The sequence below is a fragment of the Mesorhizobium sp. CA12 genome (assembly GCF_020165255.1).
Lineage (GTDB): Bacteria > Pseudomonadota > Alphaproteobacteria > Rhizobiales > Rhizobiaceae > Mesorhizobium.
This window is the reverse complement of sequence record NZ_JAIUHT010000004.1, coordinates 288,101-303,533: the sequence shown is the minus strand read 5'-3', so window position 1 is coordinate 303,533 and position 15,433 is coordinate 288,101. Positions and strand designations below refer to the sequence as shown.

Annotated in this window: 17 protein-coding genes; 9 read left to right on the top strand and 8 right to left on the bottom strand. The window is 63.7% G+C overall.

Annotation, left to right across the window (positions count from 1 at the left end):
• Positions 1 to 188 precede the first annotated feature (188 nt).
• Positions 189 to 1,724: a histidine ammonia-lyase gene (gene hutH / locus LB520_RS10325; protein WP_224637417.1), complete on the bottom strand. Its 1,536-nt coding sequence runs from the start codon at positions 1,722 to 1,724 to the stop codon at positions 189 to 191.
• Complete coding sequence (gene hutI, locus LB520_RS10320; RefSeq protein ID WP_224637416.1) at positions 1,721 to 2,950, bottom strand: imidazolonepropionase; 1,230 nt, start codon at positions 2,948 to 2,950, stop codon at positions 1,721 to 1,723. Before hutI ends, hutH begins: the two co-directional genes overlap by 4 nt.
• A gap of 97 nt (positions 2,951 to 3,047) precedes the next feature.
• Here hutI and LB520_RS10315 point away from each other — a divergent pair, with 97 nt between their 5' ends.
• Both LB520_RS10315 and hutC read left to right on the top strand, forming a co-directional pair.
• Positions 3,048 to 4,403 carry a formimidoylglutamate deiminase gene (locus tag LB520_RS10315; RefSeq protein ID WP_224637415.1) on the top strand — a complete coding sequence of 452 codons (1,356 nt, stop codon included), beginning with the start codon at positions 3,048 to 3,050 and terminating at the stop codon, positions 4,401 to 4,403.
• A 13-nt stretch (positions 4,404 to 4,416) separates the two neighbouring features.
• The gene (gene hutC / locus LB520_RS10310) at positions 4,417 to 5,163 is read left to right on the top strand and encodes a histidine utilization repressor (protein WP_224637414.1); all 747 of its coding nucleotides are present in this window, start codon (positions 4,417 to 4,419) and stop codon (positions 5,161 to 5,163) included.
• 164 nt (positions 5,164 to 5,327) lie between these two features.
• Here hutC and LB520_RS10305 read toward each other — a convergent pair whose 3' ends face one another.
• On the bottom strand, positions 5,328 to 5,672 hold the full coding sequence (locus LB520_RS10305) for a RidA family protein (protein ID WP_140697768.1): 345 nt from the start codon (positions 5,670 to 5,672) through the stop codon (positions 5,328 to 5,330).
• A gap of 220 nt (positions 5,673 to 5,892) precedes the next feature.
• Here LB520_RS10305 and aztA point away from each other — a divergent pair, with 220 nt between their 5' ends.
• The 4 genes from aztA (at position 5,893) to LB520_RS10285 (ending at position 9,057) form a co-directional block, all read left to right on the top strand.
• On the top strand, positions 5,893 to 6,720 hold the full coding sequence (gene aztA, locus LB520_RS10300) for a zinc ABC transporter ATP-binding protein AztA (RefSeq protein ID WP_224637413.1): 828 nt from the start codon (positions 5,893 to 5,895) through the stop codon (positions 6,718 to 6,720).
• Entirely contained in the window at positions 6,720 to 7,595 is an 876-nt protein-coding gene (aztB, locus tag LB520_RS10295; RefSeq protein WP_224637438.1) for a zinc ABC transporter permease AztB, read from the top strand. Before aztA ends, aztB begins: the two co-directional genes overlap by 1 nt.
• 35 nt (positions 7,596 to 7,630) lie before the next feature.
• On the top strand, positions 7,631 to 8,572 hold the full coding sequence (aztC, locus tag LB520_RS10290; protein WP_224637412.1) for a zinc ABC transporter substrate-binding protein AztC: 942 nt from the start codon (positions 7,631 to 7,633) through the stop codon (positions 8,570 to 8,572).
• Positions 8,573 to 8,718: 146 nt separating this feature from the next.
• Positions 8,719 to 9,057, top strand: a complete 339-nt coding sequence (locus tag LB520_RS10285) for a TIGR01244 family sulfur transferase (RefSeq protein WP_095767791.1) — start codon at positions 8,719 to 8,721, stop codon at positions 9,055 to 9,057.
• Positions 9,058 to 9,211: 154 nt separating this feature from the next.
• Here LB520_RS10285 and LB520_RS10280 read toward each other — a convergent pair whose 3' ends face one another.
• The gene (locus LB520_RS10280) at positions 9,212 to 9,679 is read right to left on the bottom strand and encodes an Lrp/AsnC family transcriptional regulator (protein WP_224637411.1); all 468 of its coding nucleotides are present in this window, start codon (positions 9,677 to 9,679) and stop codon (positions 9,212 to 9,214) included.
• A 138-nt stretch (positions 9,680 to 9,817) separates the two neighbouring features.
• Between LB520_RS10280 and hppD the strand changes: the two genes are divergently transcribed.
• The 3 genes from hppD to LB520_RS10265 all read left to right on the top strand — a co-directional run bounded on the left by hppD (position 9,818) and on the right by LB520_RS10265 (position 11,594).
• Positions 9,818 to 10,933, top strand: a complete 1,116-nt coding sequence (gene hppD / locus LB520_RS10275) for a 4-hydroxyphenylpyruvate dioxygenase (protein ID WP_224637410.1) — start codon at positions 9,818 to 9,820, stop codon at positions 10,931 to 10,933.
• Positions 10,934 to 10,995: 62 nt separating this feature from the next.
• Positions 10,996 to 11,223, top strand: coding sequence for a type II toxin-antitoxin system Phd/YefM family antitoxin (locus LB520_RS10270; RefSeq protein WP_095767794.1), 228 nt, complete (start codon positions 10,996 to 10,998; stop codon positions 11,221 to 11,223).
• Positions 11,220 to 11,594: a type II toxin-antitoxin system VapC family toxin gene (locus LB520_RS10265; protein ID WP_095767795.1), complete on the top strand. Its 375-nt coding sequence runs from the start codon at positions 11,220 to 11,222 to the stop codon at positions 11,592 to 11,594. Before LB520_RS10270 ends, LB520_RS10265 begins: the two co-directional genes overlap by 4 nt.
• On the opposite strand, the gene LB520_RS10260 is transcribed toward LB520_RS10265, so the two are convergent.
• The 4 genes from LB520_RS10260 to hmgA are packed head-to-tail and all read right to left on the bottom strand — an operon-like array spanning position 11,573 to position 15,371.
• The gene (locus tag LB520_RS10260) at positions 11,573 to 12,133 is read right to left on the bottom strand and encodes a DinB family protein (RefSeq protein WP_224637409.1); all 561 of its coding nucleotides are present in this window, start codon (positions 12,131 to 12,133) and stop codon (positions 11,573 to 11,575) included. The two genes, LB520_RS10265 and LB520_RS10260, sit on opposite strands and share 22 nt — an antisense overlap.
• Before the next feature lie 16 nt (positions 12,134 to 12,149).
• On the bottom strand, positions 12,150 to 13,163 hold the full coding sequence (locus tag LB520_RS10255; RefSeq protein ID WP_224637408.1) for a fumarylacetoacetate hydrolase family protein: 1,014 nt from the start codon (positions 13,161 to 13,163) through the stop codon (positions 12,150 to 12,152).
• Entirely contained in the window at positions 13,160 to 14,047 is an 888-nt protein-coding gene (locus LB520_RS10250) for an MBL fold metallo-hydrolase (RefSeq protein WP_224637407.1), read from the bottom strand. The genes LB520_RS10255 and LB520_RS10250 overlap by 4 nt, the downstream gene beginning before the upstream one ends.
• A gap of 10 nt (positions 14,048 to 14,057) precedes the next feature.
• On the bottom strand, positions 14,058 to 15,371 hold the full coding sequence (gene hmgA / locus LB520_RS10245) for a homogentisate 1,2-dioxygenase (RefSeq protein WP_224637406.1): 1,314 nt from the start codon (positions 15,369 to 15,371) through the stop codon (positions 14,058 to 14,060).
• Positions 15,372 to 15,433 lie beyond the last annotated feature (62 nt).

The following is a 15,433-nucleotide window of genomic DNA, read 5'->3' as shown; positions in this document are numbered from 1 at the left end:
CCCCCCTCTGTCCTGCCGGACATCTCCCCCTCTTGGGGGGAGATCAGATGTCACGACGGCTTTCGCCAATCGCCTGCGTTGAAGGAAGAGCGGCGCCAAAGCCGCTGCTGATCTCCCCCCTAGAGGGGGAGATGGCCGGCAGGCCAGAGGGGGGCACGAAGGAACTCGATCTAGCCTGGAGAGCGCTCTCACGACGCGATCCCCGGCAGCTTCACGGCACCCGCCGCATTCACCGCGGCGCCGCTGCGGACCATGGCGATCGCCTTCTCCATGTCGGGATGGAAATGGCGGTCATTGTCGAGATGCGGGACTTCGGCCCGGACCAATTTGCGCACCGCCTCCAGCGCCTCGCTGGATGCAAGCGGCGCGTGAAAATCGCAGCCTTGCGCGGCGGCCAGCAATTCGATGCCGATGACGGCGGTCGCATTCTCGATCATGCCGAGCAGCCGGCGCGCGCCGTGGGCGGCCATCGAGACATGATCTTCCTGGTTGGCCGACGTCGGAATGGAATCGACGCTCGCCGGGTAGGCCTTCTGCTTGTTTTCGGAAACGAGCGCAGCTGCCGTCACCTGCGGGATCATGAAACCGGAGTTCAGACCTGGTTTCGGCGTCAGGAAGGCCGGCATGCCGGACAATGCCGGATCGACCAGCATGGCGATGCGACGCTCCGACAGCGAGCCGATCTCGCAAACCGCAAGCGCGATCATGTCGGCGGCGAAGGCCACCGGCTCGGCGTGGAAATTGCCGCCTGACAGCGCGGTGTCGTCCTCGGCGAAGATCAGCGGGTTGTCGGTGACGCCGTTGGCTTCCGCCTCGAGCGTGTCGGCGGCCTTGCGCAGCACGTCGAGCGCAGCGCCCATCACCTGCGGCTGGCAGCGCAGGCAGTACGGATCCTGCACGCGCTCATCGCCGACACGGTGTGATTCACGAATGGCGCTGCCGGCCATGAGATTACGCAGCGCGTCCGCCGTCTCGATCTGGCCACGATGCTTGCGCAACAGATGGATGCGCGGGTCGAAGGGGGCGTCGGAACCCTTGGCGGCATCGGTCGACAGCGCGCCGGCGACCAGCGCCGACTGGTAAAGAACCTCGGCCTCGAACAGGCCGGCGAGCGCGAAGGCGGTGGAGAACTGCGTGCCGTTGAGCAGCGCGAGACCCTCCTTGGCGCCTAATGTCACCGCCTCCAGTCCATGCGAGACGAAGGCCACCTTGGCCGGGAACCGGCCATGCGGGGTAAAGCATTCGCCGACGCCGATCATGACGGCGGTCATATGCGAAAGCGGCGCGAGGTCGCCGGAAGCGCCGACCGAGCCTTGCGCCGGCACCACCGGAATGACGTCGTTGGCGAGCATTGCTTCCAGCAATTCGATGGTCTGGGGCCGCACGCCGGATGCGCCCTGGGCCAGGCTGGCGAGTTTCAGCGCCATCATCAGCCGCACCACGGCGACGGGCATCGGCTCGCCGACGCCGGCGGCATGTGAGAGCACGATGTTGCGCTGGAGCGTTTCGAGGTCGTTTGCCGGGATGCGGACGCTGGCCAGCTTGCCGAAGCCGGTGTTGATGCCATAGACCGGTTCGCCCTTGGCGAGGATGCGGGCGACCGCCTCGGCGCTGTCCCGGATCTTCGGCCGGCAGGCATCGTCGAGTTTCGGCATGGCGCCGCGATAGATGGCGCGCCAGTCGGCAAGCGTGGCGTTGCCGGGCGTCAGGGTAAGTTCGGTCATTGTCCTCTCCAGATACGGGCATGGAGCGGGTTGAAGCCCATGCGGTAGACGAGTTCGGCCGGGCGCTCGATGTCCCAGATGGCGAGATCGGCCGATTTGCCGGCTTCCAGCGTGCCGGTCTGTTCAAGCAAGCCCAACGCCCGCGCGGCTTCGCGCGTGACGCCGGCGAGGCATTCGTCGACGGTCATGCCGAACAGCGTCGCGGCCATGTTCATGGTGAGCAGCAGCGAGGTGAGCGGCGACGTGCCGGGATTGGAGTCGGTGGCGACAGCCATCTTCACGCCGTGGCGGCGAAAGAGATCGACCGGCGGCTTCTTGGTCTCGCGGATGAAGTAGTAAGCGCCGGGCAGGATGGTCGCCACGGTGCCGGCCTTGGCCATCGCTTCGGCTCCTTCCTCGTCCGTATATTCGAGGTGGTCGGCGGACAAGGCTCCATAGCGGGCGGCAAGCGCTGCGCCATGCAGGTTGGACAGCTGGTCGGCGTGGAGTTTTACCGGCAGGCCGAGCGCCTTTGCCTTATCGAACACGCGCGCCATTTGCTCCGGCGAGAAGGCGATGCCCTCGCAAAAACCATCGACCGCGTCGGCGAGCTTTTCGGCGGCGACTTGCGGCAGGATCGTGCCGGAGACGAGATCGATGAAGGCATCCTTGTCGCCCTTGGCTTCCGGCGGCAGGGCGTGGGCGGCGAGACAAGTGGTGCGGATTGTCACCGGACGCCCATTGGCCAGACGGCGGGCGGCGCGCAGCGACTTTTTCTCATTCTCGGCATCGAGGCCGTAGCCGGACTTGACCTCGACGGTGGTGACGCCTTCGGCGATCAGCGCGTCGAGCCGCGGCAGCGTCTGGGCGACAAGGTCGTCTTCGCTTGCGGCGCGCAGCGACGTGACCGAGGAGACGATGCCGCCGCCGGCGCGTGCCACTTCCTCATATGTGGCGCCGTCCAGCCGCATCTCGAACTCATTGGCGCGGTTTCCCGCATAGACAAGATGCGTGTGACAGTCGATCAGGCCGGGGGTGATCCAGCGTCCAGCGCAATCGACGGTCTCGGCGCCCTGCCCGGCCGCAGCCGGCATGTCGGCTTCGGGGCCGGCATAGACGATAAGCCCGTCACGCGCGGCGACCGCGCCTTTCTCGACGATGCCGAGACCGGCCGCACCCTCGGCCATGGTCGCCAGGCGCGCATTGCGCCAAACCCGATGGCCGCTCCTGTTGTTTGCTCCACCCATCATCTTTTCCATTTGAAAGGATGCTGATTATGTATATACATATTGAAACGCGACGCAAGCAATATCGTCGCTCACGCATCGAGATTTGGAGACGCAGGTGACGGCGATCTTTGCGGAACAGGCGCTTCTGCCCGAGGGCTGGCAAAGCAATGTGAGGATCACTTTCGACGGCAGCCGCATCTCGAAGGTCGAGGCCAGCGCTTCCGTGCAAGCCGGCGACGAGCGCCATGCCATCGTCGTGCCCGGCATGCCCAATTTGCACAGCCACGCCTTCCAGCGCGGCATGGCGGGTCTGGCCGAATTGCGCGGCCCTTCGGCCGACAGTTTCTGGAGCTGGCGCGAGGTGATGTACCGCTGCGCGCTGTCGATGAAGCCGGACCAGGTCGAGGCTGTGGCGGCGCAGCTTTATGTCGAAATGCTGGAGGCCGGTTTTTCGCGCGTCGGCGAGTTTCATTATCTGCATCACGACCGCGACGGGCAGCCTTATGCCAATATCGCTGAGATGGCAGAGCGGATCTCGGCTGCCGCCTCAGACACCGGCATCGGCCTGACGCTGCTGCCGGTTTTTTACGCCCATTCGTCCTTCGGCGGCGCGGCTCCCAATGAGGGCCAGCGGCGATTCATCAATGATGTCGAGCGCTTCGGACGTCTGCTTGAGAAAAGCCGCGAGGCGGTTCATTCGCTGGAGCAGGCCGTCGTCGGCGTTGCGCCGCACAGCCTGCGCGCCGCAACGCCGGACGAACTCGATGCGGTCGCCGCGATGGCGCCGGACGGCCCGATCCACATCCATGTCGCCGAGCAGATGAAGGAAGTCGAGGACTGCGTCGCCTGGTCGGGCAAGCGTCCGGTCGAATTCCTGCTGGCCAACGCCAAAGTCGACAAGCGCTGGTGCCTGATCCACGCCACCCATATGACCGAAGCCGAGACGATTGCCATGGCCCGGACCGGCGCCGTCGCCGGACTCTGTCCGATCACCGAAGCCAATCTCGGTGACGGTACGTTCGCGGCGCCACTGTTCATCGAGCATGGCGGCCGCTTTGGCGTCGGCTCCGACTCCAATGTGCTGATCGGCCTGTCGGACGAGCTTCGGCAGCTCGAATATTCGCAGCGCCTCGCCCATCGCGCCCGCAATGTGCTGGCCCGCACCGGCGGCTCGACGGGGCGCGCCCTGTTCGACGCCTCGCTCGACGGCGGCAGCCAGGCGCTCGGCGCCGGTCCGGCGCAAATTGCCGCCGGCTGCCCCGCCGATTTGGTCTCGCTCGACGCTGGCCATCCTTCGGTTGCCGGCAAGGCTGGCGACGCGATCCTCGACACCTGGATTTTCGCCAACGGCAGCAAGGTCGATTGCGTTTGGGTGCATGGCAAGAAGCAGGTCAGCGGCGGCAGACATGCCAAGCGCGAGGCGGTTGCCAAGCGGTTCCGCGAAGTCATGACCGCATTGTCGCAGGGCTGAACAGGAACATCCGATGAGCCTTGTCGAGATAGATGACATCGAAGGCGGCGAGATCCTCTCGCTGCATCAACGCATCCTGTCGGATATCCGCGAAAAGATCCTGTCGGGCGCCTGGGCGCCGGGCCATCGCATCCCCTTCGAGCACGAGCTGACGGATCACTACAATTGCTCGCGCATGACGGTGAACAAGGCGCTGTCGCAGTTGGCCAAGGCCGGGCTGATCGAGCGCCGCCGCCGCTCCGGTAGTTTCGTGCGCCAGCCGCAGTCGCAAGCGGCGGTGCTTGAGCTGCATGACATCAGAATCGAGGTCGAGGCGCTCGGCCTGCCCTATCGCTATAAGCGGCTGGAACGCCTGAAGCGGCGCAGTGGCACCGAGGACCGCGCGCTGCTCGGGCTTTCCCGATCAGGTCCGGTGCTGGCGCTGGAGGGCTTGCATTTTGCCGGCGAACGGCCGTTCGCGCTGGAGCAGCGGCTGATCAATCTTTCTGCGGTGGCCGAGGCAGCCGAGGAGGAATTTCTCGACATCGCGCCAGGCCCGTGGCTGATCGGCCGCGTTCCGTGGAGCGAGGCCGAGCACCGCATCCGCGCCATGGCCGCCGACGAGACGATCGCCGATGCGCTAGACATCGACGTGGGCGCGCCCTGCCTGGTGGTCGAACGCCGCACCTGGAGCGCCGAGCATCCGGTGACGCATGTTCGGTTCATCTATCCGGCGGAGAGCCACACGCTGGTGGCGCGATTTACCCCGTCGCAGGGGTGAGCTCTTCTCCTCCCCCCTTGTGGGAGAAGGTGGATCGGCGCGCAGCGCCGAGACGGATGAGGGGTGTTCCAGCGGAGTGAGACGCTGGCATTCCCTGGAGCACCCCTCATCCGGCCGCTTCGCGGCCACCTTCTCCCACAAGGGGAGAAGGGAAAGTCGGCGCCTCAGATCGCCGCAGTCACAATAATCTCGACCAGATATTCCGGGGCGGCGAGCTTGGCTTCGCCGGTGGCGCGTGCTGGGGTATGGCCTTGCGGCACCCACTTGTCCCATTCCGAGTTCATTTCGGCGAAGGTGCCCATGTCGGCCAGCCAGATGATCGCCTGGACGATCTTGGTCTTGTCGGTGCCGGCCTTGGCGAGCAATTCGTCGATGGTCTTGAGGATGTCGCGGGTCTGCGAGGCAACGTTGCCGCCGGGCTCGCCGACCTGGCCGGCCAGATAGACGGTGTTGCCATGGATGACGATCTGGCTCATGCGCGGGCCGACATCGATGCGACGAATGCTCATTGGAGGTTCCTTCGTTATGGGAGTCGCTGCTCTTTAGAGTCCGGGCGGACGCGGGGCAAGGCCGGCGGACGCGAAACCAATTGAGCCAAGTATCCGGTCTCTGCCGCCCACCTACACGGCGAGTTGACCGGTCGTGACACAATTGCGCCAGCCTGGCGTGTTGACTAATGTAATAACATCACATATCGACAGCTCACTCGATTTCGCGGACCGCCGCCCGATGACCAATGCCTGCCTGACTTTCCACGACCTGACGCTGGGCTACAACAGCCACGCGGCCATCCATCATTTGAACGGCACCGTCCGCAAAGGTTCGCTGACCGCGGTGGTCGGCGCCAACGGCTCGGGCAAATCGACGCTGATGAAGGGCATCGTCGGCGTGCTGAAGCCGATGGAAGGCGCGGTGGTCCGCATGCCGGGTGTCCGCACCGCCTATCTTCCGCAGCAGTCGGAGCTCGACCGCTCCTTTCCGGCGCGCGTCGTCGATCTGGTCTCGCTCGGCCTATGGCCAAAGCGCGGCATGCTCGGGCGCTACACCAAAGAGGACCGAGAATCCGTCAGCAAGGCGCTGATGGCGGTCGGGCTCGGCGGCTTCGAGAAGCGGCCGATCGACACGCTGTCCGGCGGACAGCTGCAGCGCACGCTGTTTGCCCGCGTGCTGTTGCAGGACGCCGACCTCATCCTGCTCGACGAGCCGTTCAACGCGGTCGACTCCAAGACCGTGGGCGATCTCATCCAGTTGATAAAGCGCTGGCATGGCGAGGAGCGCACGATCATGGTCGTGATTCACGACCTCGACCTGGTGCGGCAGAATTTCCCGGAGACGCTGCTGCTTGCCCGCCAGCCTGTCGCCTGGGGCGACACCAAGGACACGCTGCGGCCGGAAAATCTGCTCAAGGCAAGGCGCTTCCACGAGGCGTGGGAAGAAAACGCGCCGTGGTGCGAGCCGAGTGAGCATGAACACAGCCATGATCGCGCGCACGATCATGATCATGGGCATGACCACCGACACGACCATCATCACGGCTCCGGACCGAGGGCGGCATGATGGATTTCCTCTACGGCCTGTTCATCGCGCCCTTCGCCGACTTCGCCTTCATGCAGCGGGCGCTGTTCGGCTCGCTGATGCTGTCGCTCGGCGCCTGCCCGGTCGGCGTCTTCCTGATGCTCAGGCGCATGAGCCTGTCGGGCGACGCGATGGCGCATGCCATCCTGCCGGGCGCCGCCGCCGGCTTCCTGCTTTATGGCCTCGAAATCCTGCCGATGACCGTCGGCGGGCTGATCGCCGGCATCATCGTGGCGCTCGGCGCGGGTGCCGTCTCTCGCTTCACCATCCAGCGCGAGGACGCCTCGATGGCGGCCTTCTATCTCATCTCGCTGGCCGTCGGCGTGCTGATGGTGTCGATCCGCGGCTCCAGCGTCGACCTGATGCATGTGCTGTTCGGCACGGTGCTGGCGCTCAACGATGAGGCGCTCATCCTGATCGGCGGAATCGTGGCGGTGACGCTCGCCTGTCTCGCCATCTTCTGGCGCGCGCTTGTCGCCGAGTGCCTCGACCCGCTGTTCCTGCGCTCGGTGAGCCGCATGGGCAGCCCGGTGCATTTCATTTTCTTGGGCCTTGTCGTGCTCAACCTCGTCGGCGGCTTCCAGGCGTTGGGCACGCTGCTGTCGGTCGGACTGATGATGCTGCCTGCCGCCGCGGCCCGCTTCTGGACGGCGCGCGTGGAGCCGATGTGCGCGCTCGCCGTGCTGATCGGCTTCGCCTCTTGCATCGCCGGGCTGCTCTTGTCCTATCACGCCTCGCTGCCTTCCGGTCCGGCGATCATCCTTTCGTCCGGCGTCGTCTATTTCTGCTCGATCCTGTTCGGCACGCGCGGCGTGCTGCGCGCCCGCATCGTGCATCACCGGCACCGCACCGCCTGACCCTCATTCCCACCCCTTAAAAGGAGACGTTGCCAATGCTGAAATCCTTCCGAGCCGCCCTGGCGTTGAGCGTTATAACATTAAGCGCCTTCGCAACCTCGTCAGCCTTCGCGGTGCCGCTCAAGGTCGTGGCGAGCTTCACTGTGATTGCCGACTTCGCGAAAAATGTCGGCGGCGATCGGGTCAACATCACCACCATTGTCGGGCCGGACGGCGACGCGCATGTCTATGAGCCGAGCCCGGCGGACGCGGTGGCGATGGCCAAAGCCGATGTCGTGCTGGTCAACGGCCTGCATTTCGAGGGTTTCCTGCAGCGCCTGGTCGACGCCAGCGCCACCAAGGCCGCGATCGTGACGCTGACCAAGGGCGTGACGCCGATCGACTTCAAGCCGGAATTCGCCGATGCGGATGCCGCCGAAGGTGCTGGCACCGGCGGCGGCAAGACCGTCACCGATCCGCATGCCTTCCAGTCGATCGCCAACGCCAAGATCTATGTGAAGAACATCGCCGACGCGTTCTGCACGGCCGATAGCGCAGGCTGCGACAGCTATAAGGCCAATGCCGCCGCCTATACTGCCAAGCTTGATGGGCTGGAGGGCGAAGTGAAGGCGGCGATCCAGTCGATCCCCCAAGCCAAGCGCGTCGTCATCACCTCGCATGATGCTTTCGGCTATTTCGAGCACGAATACGGCCTGACCTTCCTGGCGCCGCAGGGCATCTCGACCGATTCCGAACCGTCGGCCGCCGATGTCGCCAAGCTGGTTAGCCAAGTCAAGCAGGACAAGGCGGCGGCGATCTTCGTGGAAAACATCACCAATCCGCGGCTGATCGAGCAGATTGCCGGCGAGACCGGCATCAAGGTCGGCGGCACGCTCTATTCGGACGCGCTGTCTCAGCCCGATGGTCCCGCCGCGACCTATATCGACATGATGCACAACAACATCACGCAGATCAAAGGCGCGATCCTGGGAAGCTGAGCGGCCAACATCCAACCGGACCAGGATCGGCCCGGTTGGATTTTCCGGCCCTCACTCTCTATTTGGCAGAGAAATCCGCTCGTACGGATTGCCGCTCATGCCCCGGGGTGGCATGACTGCGCCAAAGAGATTGCGAGGACCACATCATGGAATACCGCCAGATCAGCGACGACTATTCGGTCTCCGGCCAGATCCAGCCGCAGGATATCGCCGCCATCAAGGACGCCGGCTTCAAAAGCGTGATCTGCAACCGGCCGGACGACGAGCAGCCGGGCCAGCCTTCGGCCGGGAGCGTCCAGGCGGCGGCCGAGGCAGCGGGGCTTGCCTTCCGCTACATCCCGGTGATCAGCGGCCAGATCACCATGGACAATGTCGAGGACCAGGCCGCCGCGCTCGACGAGCTCGAAGGCCCGGTGTTCGCCTATTGCCGCTCCGGCGCGCGCTGCACCAACCTTTATGGGCTGATCCAGCAGCAGCGGGGGTGACGGATTGCCGCGAAAGTATGCTGAGATTCAGGTCAGGCCGAGCCGAAAATGGTGGCTTCCGAGAACCGGAGCGGAGCGTACTTAAAGTACGTGAGCACCGGAAGCGCAGGAAGCCGCCATTTGCAGGCCGGCCTCACCTGAATATCAGCACATTTTAAATCGGCAGCGCGCCGGTTTCCTTGAGCGTCTCGAGCACGATCGCCGTCTTCACGTGCTGCACGGATTCGTGCGGCAGGAGCACGCCGTTGACGAACTCGGACAATGATTTGAGGTCGGGCGTCACCACCTTTAGGATGTAATCCATCTCGCCGGTCAGCGCGTGCGCCTCCTGCACTTCGGGCAGGCGGGCGACCAGCTCGCCGAAGCGGCGGGCGTTGTCTCGGTTGTGGGTGGCTAACGTCACCGAGATGACATTGACCAGCGAAAAGCCCAGACGGTCGCGGTCGAGCACGGCACGGTAGCCCTTGATATAGCCGTCTTCCTCGAGCCGCAGGCGGCGGCGCGAGCATTGCGAGGGCGACAGGTTCACGCGCTCCGCCAGATCGTTGTTGGTGAAGCGCGCATCCTCCTGCAAAAGTGCCATTATCTTGCGGTCAAATTGATCAAGTCGCGCATCGTCCATGAATTTCTCCCTGTTCATGCACAAATTGCGCACATGATGAGCATTTCAAGCGGTTGAATGCAAGCACCGTGCGGACACTGCGCGCTATCATCGTTGAAACTGGCCAAGCACGGCCGCGACAGCTTTCGGAGGACTGCCATGGGCCCCTTCCCGCACGACGCCCCGCCTGCCAAGATCAACAAGCAAAACCCAGCCGGCACCGACGGTTTCGAGTTCGTCGAGTTCGCGCATTCGGAGCCCGAAAAGCTCGCCGATTTGTTCACCCGCATGGGTTATGTCGCGGTCGCAAGACACCGCAGCAAGGACATCACCGTCTGGCGCCAGGGCGATATCAACTATGTCGTCAATGCCGAGCCCGGCTCGCATGCGATGAAGTTCGTTGAAAAGCACGGCCCCTGCGCCGCCTCGATGGCCTGGCGCGTGGTCGATGCCAAACATGCCTTCGACCATGCCGTCTCAAAGGGTGCCACGCCCTATGAGGGAAGCGACAAAGCGCTCGACGTGCCGGCGATCGTCGGTATCTGCGGCTCGCTGCTTTATTTCATCGAAGCCTATGGCGAAAAAGGCTCGGCTTATGACGCCGAGTTCGAGTGGTTGGGCGAGCGCGACCCGAAGCCCGAAGGCGTCGGCTTCTATTATCTCGACCACCTCACCCACAACGTCTATCGCGGCAACATGGACAAATGGTGGGATTTCTACCGCGATCTGTTCGGCTTCAAGCAGATCCATTTCTTCGACATCGACGGCAAGATCACCGGCCTTGTCAGCCGCGCCATCACCTCGCCCTGCGGCAAGATCCGCATTCCGCTGAATGAGTCCAAGGACGAGACCAGCCAGATCGCCGAGTATCTGAAGAAGTACAATGGCGAGGGCATCCAGCACATCGCGGTCGGCACCGATGCGATCTACGAGGCCACCGACAAGCTCGCCGCCAACGGGCTGAAATTCATGCCCGGCCCGCCCGACACTTATTATGAGATGTCGCATGAGCGCGTGCACGGCCATGACGAGCCGATCGAGCGCATGAAAAAGCACGGCATCCTGATCGACGGCGAAGGCGTGGTCGACGGCGGCACGACCAAGATCCTGCTGCAGATCTTCTCCAAAACCGTGATCGGTCCGATCTTCTTCGAGTTCATCCAACGCAAGGGCGACGAAGGTTTCGGCGAAGGTAATTTCCGCGCGCTCTTCGAGTCGATCGAGCAGGACCAGATCAAGCGCGGCGTGATCAAGCTGGGCGGCAAGGCGGCGTAACGCCTGAGCTTACTTGCGGCCGGACCAATTATGACCTAAATTCTGGTCATAAGAGGTTGGCAATGAACGTTCCGATGGCAAAAGCAAAGGCCCAACTCGCCGAGTTGGTGAAGCGGGCCCAGGCCGGCGAAAAGATCAATCTGACCCGGCACGGGGAGATTGTGGCAACCTTGAGCGCCCCTGCCCGGCCTGCGGGGAGCAAGGGTCTGTTTGGAGCCCTGAAAGGCCAAATTTGGATATCGGATGATTTTGATGAACTCGGCCCCGAATGGGACGAGTACATCAAATGAGCCGCAAATATCTGGTCGATACCCATATTCTACTCTGGGTACTCAACGCGGATTCACGCCTTTCGGACCATCATCGGGACATCTTTCTTGCGAGTGAGGATGTGGTCGTCAGCGCCATCTCGGTGGCGGAGATCGCCATCAAGAAATCGCTCGGCAAAGTCACGCTCACAGGCAATATCGTGGAGATCTTGAAGTCGAACGGCATTCCGATCCTCGGCGTCAATGAATTGCACGCAGCGAGACTTGAGCATCTGCCGCTTCATCATCGTGATCCATTCGACCGTCTACTCATCGCGCAGGCTCAAATTGAAGATTTGACGATGGTCACTGCGGATCGGCACTTCGCAGCCTACGACGTTGCCTTGGTCTGATCATCCAGTCCCAACCGTTCGACCTCTTCTTTCCTCAGCTTCAGGTCGTACTCGAGCAGGAATTCATCCAGTTGCGGTGGCGGAACGGAAGTGCCGGAAAGCATGGCATGCACCTGCCCGCGGTGGTGGATGTCGTGCAGGAAGACATGCGCGAGGATGTCGCCGATCTTTTCGGGGATCATGCCATCCTCGCGCCGGTCGGTTATGACGCGGCGGTCGAGATCGGTCTCTGAAAGTGCATCGCAGAAAGCAACGAGCCTGCGGTCGAAATCGGCCTGTGCCTCGGCCAGACCTACTGCATCGTTGAAGGGCACGTAGTCGTCGTAGGCCGAGGCTCCGAGGCCACCGCCGGTCAGGAAGTCGAGATAGAGAAGGTCGACTGCCAGGATGTGGTTTAGCGTCTCCCTGATCGACGGAAAGAAGCCGGTGCGCCCGGCCTCGAGCTCGCCGGGCTGAAGCGCCAGCACTGCACGATAGAGCCGGTCGTTCGACCAGAGATTGTTGCGCGCCATGCGGCGCAGGTGCTCCAGCATGGTCACCGGCTCAATGCTCCCCTCACCCCTCGTATTTCTCGACCTTCTGCTCGATGGCGCCAAAGATCGAATGGCCAGCCTTGTCCTTCATCTCGATGCGCACCGTGTCGCCGAAACGCAGGAAGGGCGTCTTCGGCTCGCCGCCTTCGATGGTCTCGATCATGCGCAGTTCCGCAACGCAGGAATAGCCGGCGCCGCCGGCCGAGACCGGCTTGCCAGGGCCGCCGTCGAGCTTGTTGGAGACGGTCCCCGAGCCGATGATACTGCCGGCGGCGAGCGGCCGGGTTTTCGCGGCATGCGCGATCAGCGTCGGGAAATCGAAGGTCATGTCGACGCCGGCATTGGCGCGGCCGAACGGCTTGCCGTTGACGTCGACCAGCAGCGAGAGATTGACCTTGCCGCCGTCCCAGGCATCGCCCAGTTCGTCGGGCGTGACCGCGACTGGCGAGAAGGCCGACGAAGGTTTCGACTGGAAGAAGCCGAAGCCTTTGGCCAGTTCCGGCCCGGTGATGGCGCGCAGCGTGACGTCGTTGACCAGCATAATGAGGCGGATTGCCTCCTTCGCTTGTTCCAGACTGGCGCCCATCCGGACGTCGTCGACGACGACCGCGACCTCGCCCTCCATGTCGATGCCGAAGGCTTCGTCCGGCATGCGGATCGGATCGCGCGGCGCAATGAAGGAGTCCGAGCCGCCCTGGTAGATCAGCGGGTCGGTCCAGAAGCTTGCCGGCATCTCGGCGCCGCGTGCCTTCCGCACCAGTTCGACATGGTTCACATAGGCGGAGCCGTCCGCCCATTGATAGGCGCGCGGAAGCGGCGAATGCGCGTCGTGCTCGTGGAAACGCGCCGAGGGAACCGCGTTGGTCTCGAGCGATTCGGCCATGGCCGCCAGATGCGGCGAGATGCGGCGCCAATCGTCGAGCGCAGCCTGCAGCGTCGGCACCAGGAAGGAAGCGTCGGTGAACCGCGTCAGATCGCGCGAGACCACGACCAGTTTTCCGTCGCGCGTCCCGTTCTTCAATGTGGCAAGCTTCATGCGGTTTCCTCTCCTGAAGCGGCCTTCTGACCGCCTAGCCCCACAACAAGGCCGTCGCGGGCAATCGTCAAGTCGCCGGACCAAGTTTTCCTGACGGCGTCGATCCAGTCGTCCTCGCCGATCGCCGGATCGTCGGCTGGAATGAGATGGTTGAGCACCAGCCGCTTCACCCCGGCATCGCTGGCGATGCGGCCTGCTTCGTCGGCAAAACTGTGGCTGGCTAGGAGATGCTCGCGCAGCCGCGCGCCGTTGCCAGTCCGGGCGACCAGTCGCTCCACGCCTTCCTCCAGCATCGCCTCATGGACAAAGATGTCGGCAGCTTTGGCAAACTCAGCCAGTGGCGGAAAGAAGGCAGTGTCGGCGGAAAACACCACGCTCTTGCCGCCCTGCTCGAAACGCAGCGCAAAACAGTCGGTGACCGGGGGATGGTCGACGCGCAACGCAGTCACCGTCAGACCTCGCTCGTCCAGAACCGATCCTTCGCCGAACTCCTCGACCGTGATCAGGTCGCGGATGTCCGGCCTGCCTTCGTCGATGATGCGGATCTCGATGTCGAACTCCATCGCCTGGCAGAAGCATTGCCAGTGGTATCCCGTGCCGGGTGGGCCAAAAACGGTCACCGGCGTCGCCAGCCCCGCCGTCCAGGCGGTGTGGATCAGCGGCCCGAGTTCCAGAACGTGGTCCGAATGAAGGTGCGTGATGAAGATCAGGCCGAGCGCCTTCAGGCTTATGCCGGCATCGACCAGGCCGCGCGTGACGCCCAGCCCGCAATCGACAACAATGGTTCGTCCACCGAATTCCAGCAGCGAGGCGGTCGGCCATGGACCGCCCGGCCGCAACGCCGGGCCGCCTTTGGAGCCCAGAAGCACCAGCCGGTCATTCATCGGGCGTGCCTCAAGACCAGTCGCCTTCCAGGGTGCCGTTGAAACGCTTCTTCAGGTCGGCCCAGCAGTCGATGTAGTTCTCCTGCAAGGTGCCGAGCTCGGCGGCGTAGCGCGTCAGCATCTGCGGAAAGCGCGTCTCGAACATGAAGGCCATGGTGTTGTCGAGCTTGACCGGCTTCAGGTCGGCGCGCGTCGCCTTCTCGAAGCCGGAAGCATCCGGGCCATGCGCCAGCATCTGGTTGTGCAGGCTGATGCCGCCGGGCACGAAACCTTCCTCCTTGGCGTCGTACTGGCCATGGATCAGGCCCATGAACTCGCTCATGATGTTACGATGGTACCAGGGCGGCCGGAACGTATTTTCGGCCACCAGCCAGCGCGGCGGGAAGATGACGAAGTCGACGTTGGCCGTGCCCTCCTCGCCGCTCGGCGCCGTCAGCACGGTGAAGATCGATGGATCGGGGTGGTCGAACAGGATGGCGCCGACGGGCGAAAACGTCGCCAGATCATATTTGTAGGGCGCGTAGTTGCCATGCCAGGCGACGACGTCGAGCGGCGAATGGCCGAGTTGGGTAACGTGGAAGGCGCCGCACCATTTGACGATCAGCCGGCAGGGCGTCTCCTTCTCCTCGAACCAGGCGCAGGGCGTTTTGAAATCGCGCGGATTGGCCAGGCAATTGGCGCCGATCGGGCCGCGGTCGGGCATGGTGAACTTGGCGCCGTAATTCTCGCAGACATAGCCGCGCGCCTCCTTGTCGCCGAGCTCGACCTTGAAGACGAGGCCGCGCGGCAGCACCGCGATCTCGCCGGGGCGAAGCTCAATCACCCCCATCTCGGTGACGAAGCGCAGCGCGCCCACCTGCGGCACGACCAGCAATTCGCCGTCGGCGTTGAAGAAATGGTCGTCCACCATCGACCGGTTGGCGACATAGACATGCGCTGCCATGCCCGACTGGCCAACCGCATCGCCGGCCGTGGTGAAGGTACGCATGCCGGAAATGAAGTCGGTCGGCTCGGTCGGCATCGGCGTCGGGTTCCAGCGGTATTGGCCGAGCGCGAGCTCGTGATCGCCGATATTGGGCCCCGTCTTCCACAAAGGGTAGCTGGCGCCCTTGAAGCGGCCGGTGTGCTTTACGCTCGGACGGATGCGGTAAAGCCAGGAGCGCTCGTTGGTGCCGCGCGGCGCGGTGAAGGGCGAGCCCGAAAGCTGCTCGGCATAGAGGCCGTAGGCCGGCCGCTGCGGCGAGTTGCGGCCCTGCGGCAGCGATCCGGGCAGCGTCTCGGTTTCGAAATCATTGCCGAAACCCGGCATGTAGGAAAAGCCCATCCGATCCTCCCCTGATCCGACTTGCAAGCTTCAAGAATTTGGCCTGCAGGCGATGTTGACCA

Coding starts and splice junctions, on each gene's coding strand:
- hutC (WP_224637414.1), top strand. CDS start 4,417: ATGAGCCTTGTCGAGATAGATGACATCGAAGGCGGCGAGATCCTCTCG.
- LB520_RS10255 (WP_224637408.1), bottom strand. CDS start 13,163: ATGAAGCTTGCCACATTGAAGAACGGGACGCGCGACGGAAAACTGGTC.
- LB520_RS10270 (WP_095767794.1), top strand. CDS start 10,996: ATGAACGTTCCGATGGCAAAAGCAAAGGCCCAACTCGCCGAGTTGGTG.
- LB520_RS10280 (WP_224637411.1), bottom strand. CDS start 9,679: ATGGACGATGCGCGACTTGATCAATTTGACCGCAAGATAATGGCACTT.
- hutH (WP_224637417.1), bottom strand. CDS start 1,724: ATGACCGAACTTACCCTGACGCCCGGCAACGCCACGCTTGCCGACTGG.
- LB520_RS10265 (WP_095767795.1), top strand. CDS start 11,220: ATGAGCCGCAAATATCTGGTCGATACCCATATTCTACTCTGGGTACTC.
- LB520_RS10250 (WP_224637407.1), bottom strand. CDS start 14,047: ATGAATGACCGGCTGGTGCTTCTGGGCTCCAAAGGCGGCCCGGCGTTG.
- LB520_RS10305 (WP_140697768.1), bottom strand. CDS start 5,672: ATGAGCATTCGTCGCATCGATGTCGGCCCGCGCATGAGCCAGATCGTC.
- hutI (WP_224637416.1), bottom strand. CDS start 2,950: ATGGGTGGAGCAAACAACAGGAGCGGCCATCGGGTTTGGCGCAATGCG.
- LB520_RS10285 (WP_095767791.1), top strand. CDS start 8,719: ATGGAATACCGCCAGATCAGCGACGACTATTCGGTCTCCGGCCAGATC.
- aztC (WP_224637412.1), top strand. CDS start 7,631: ATGCTGAAATCCTTCCGAGCCGCCCTGGCGTTGAGCGTTATAACATTA.
- aztB (WP_224637438.1), top strand. CDS start 6,720: ATGGATTTCCTCTACGGCCTGTTCATCGCGCCCTTCGCCGACTTCGCC.
- aztA (WP_224637413.1), top strand. CDS start 5,893: ATGACCAATGCCTGCCTGACTTTCCACGACCTGACGCTGGGCTACAAC.
- hppD (WP_224637410.1), top strand. CDS start 9,818: ATGGGCCCCTTCCCGCACGACGCCCCGCCTGCCAAGATCAACAAGCAA.
- hmgA (WP_224637406.1), bottom strand. CDS start 15,371: ATGGGCTTTTCCTACATGCCGGGTTTCGGCAATGATTTCGAAACCGAG.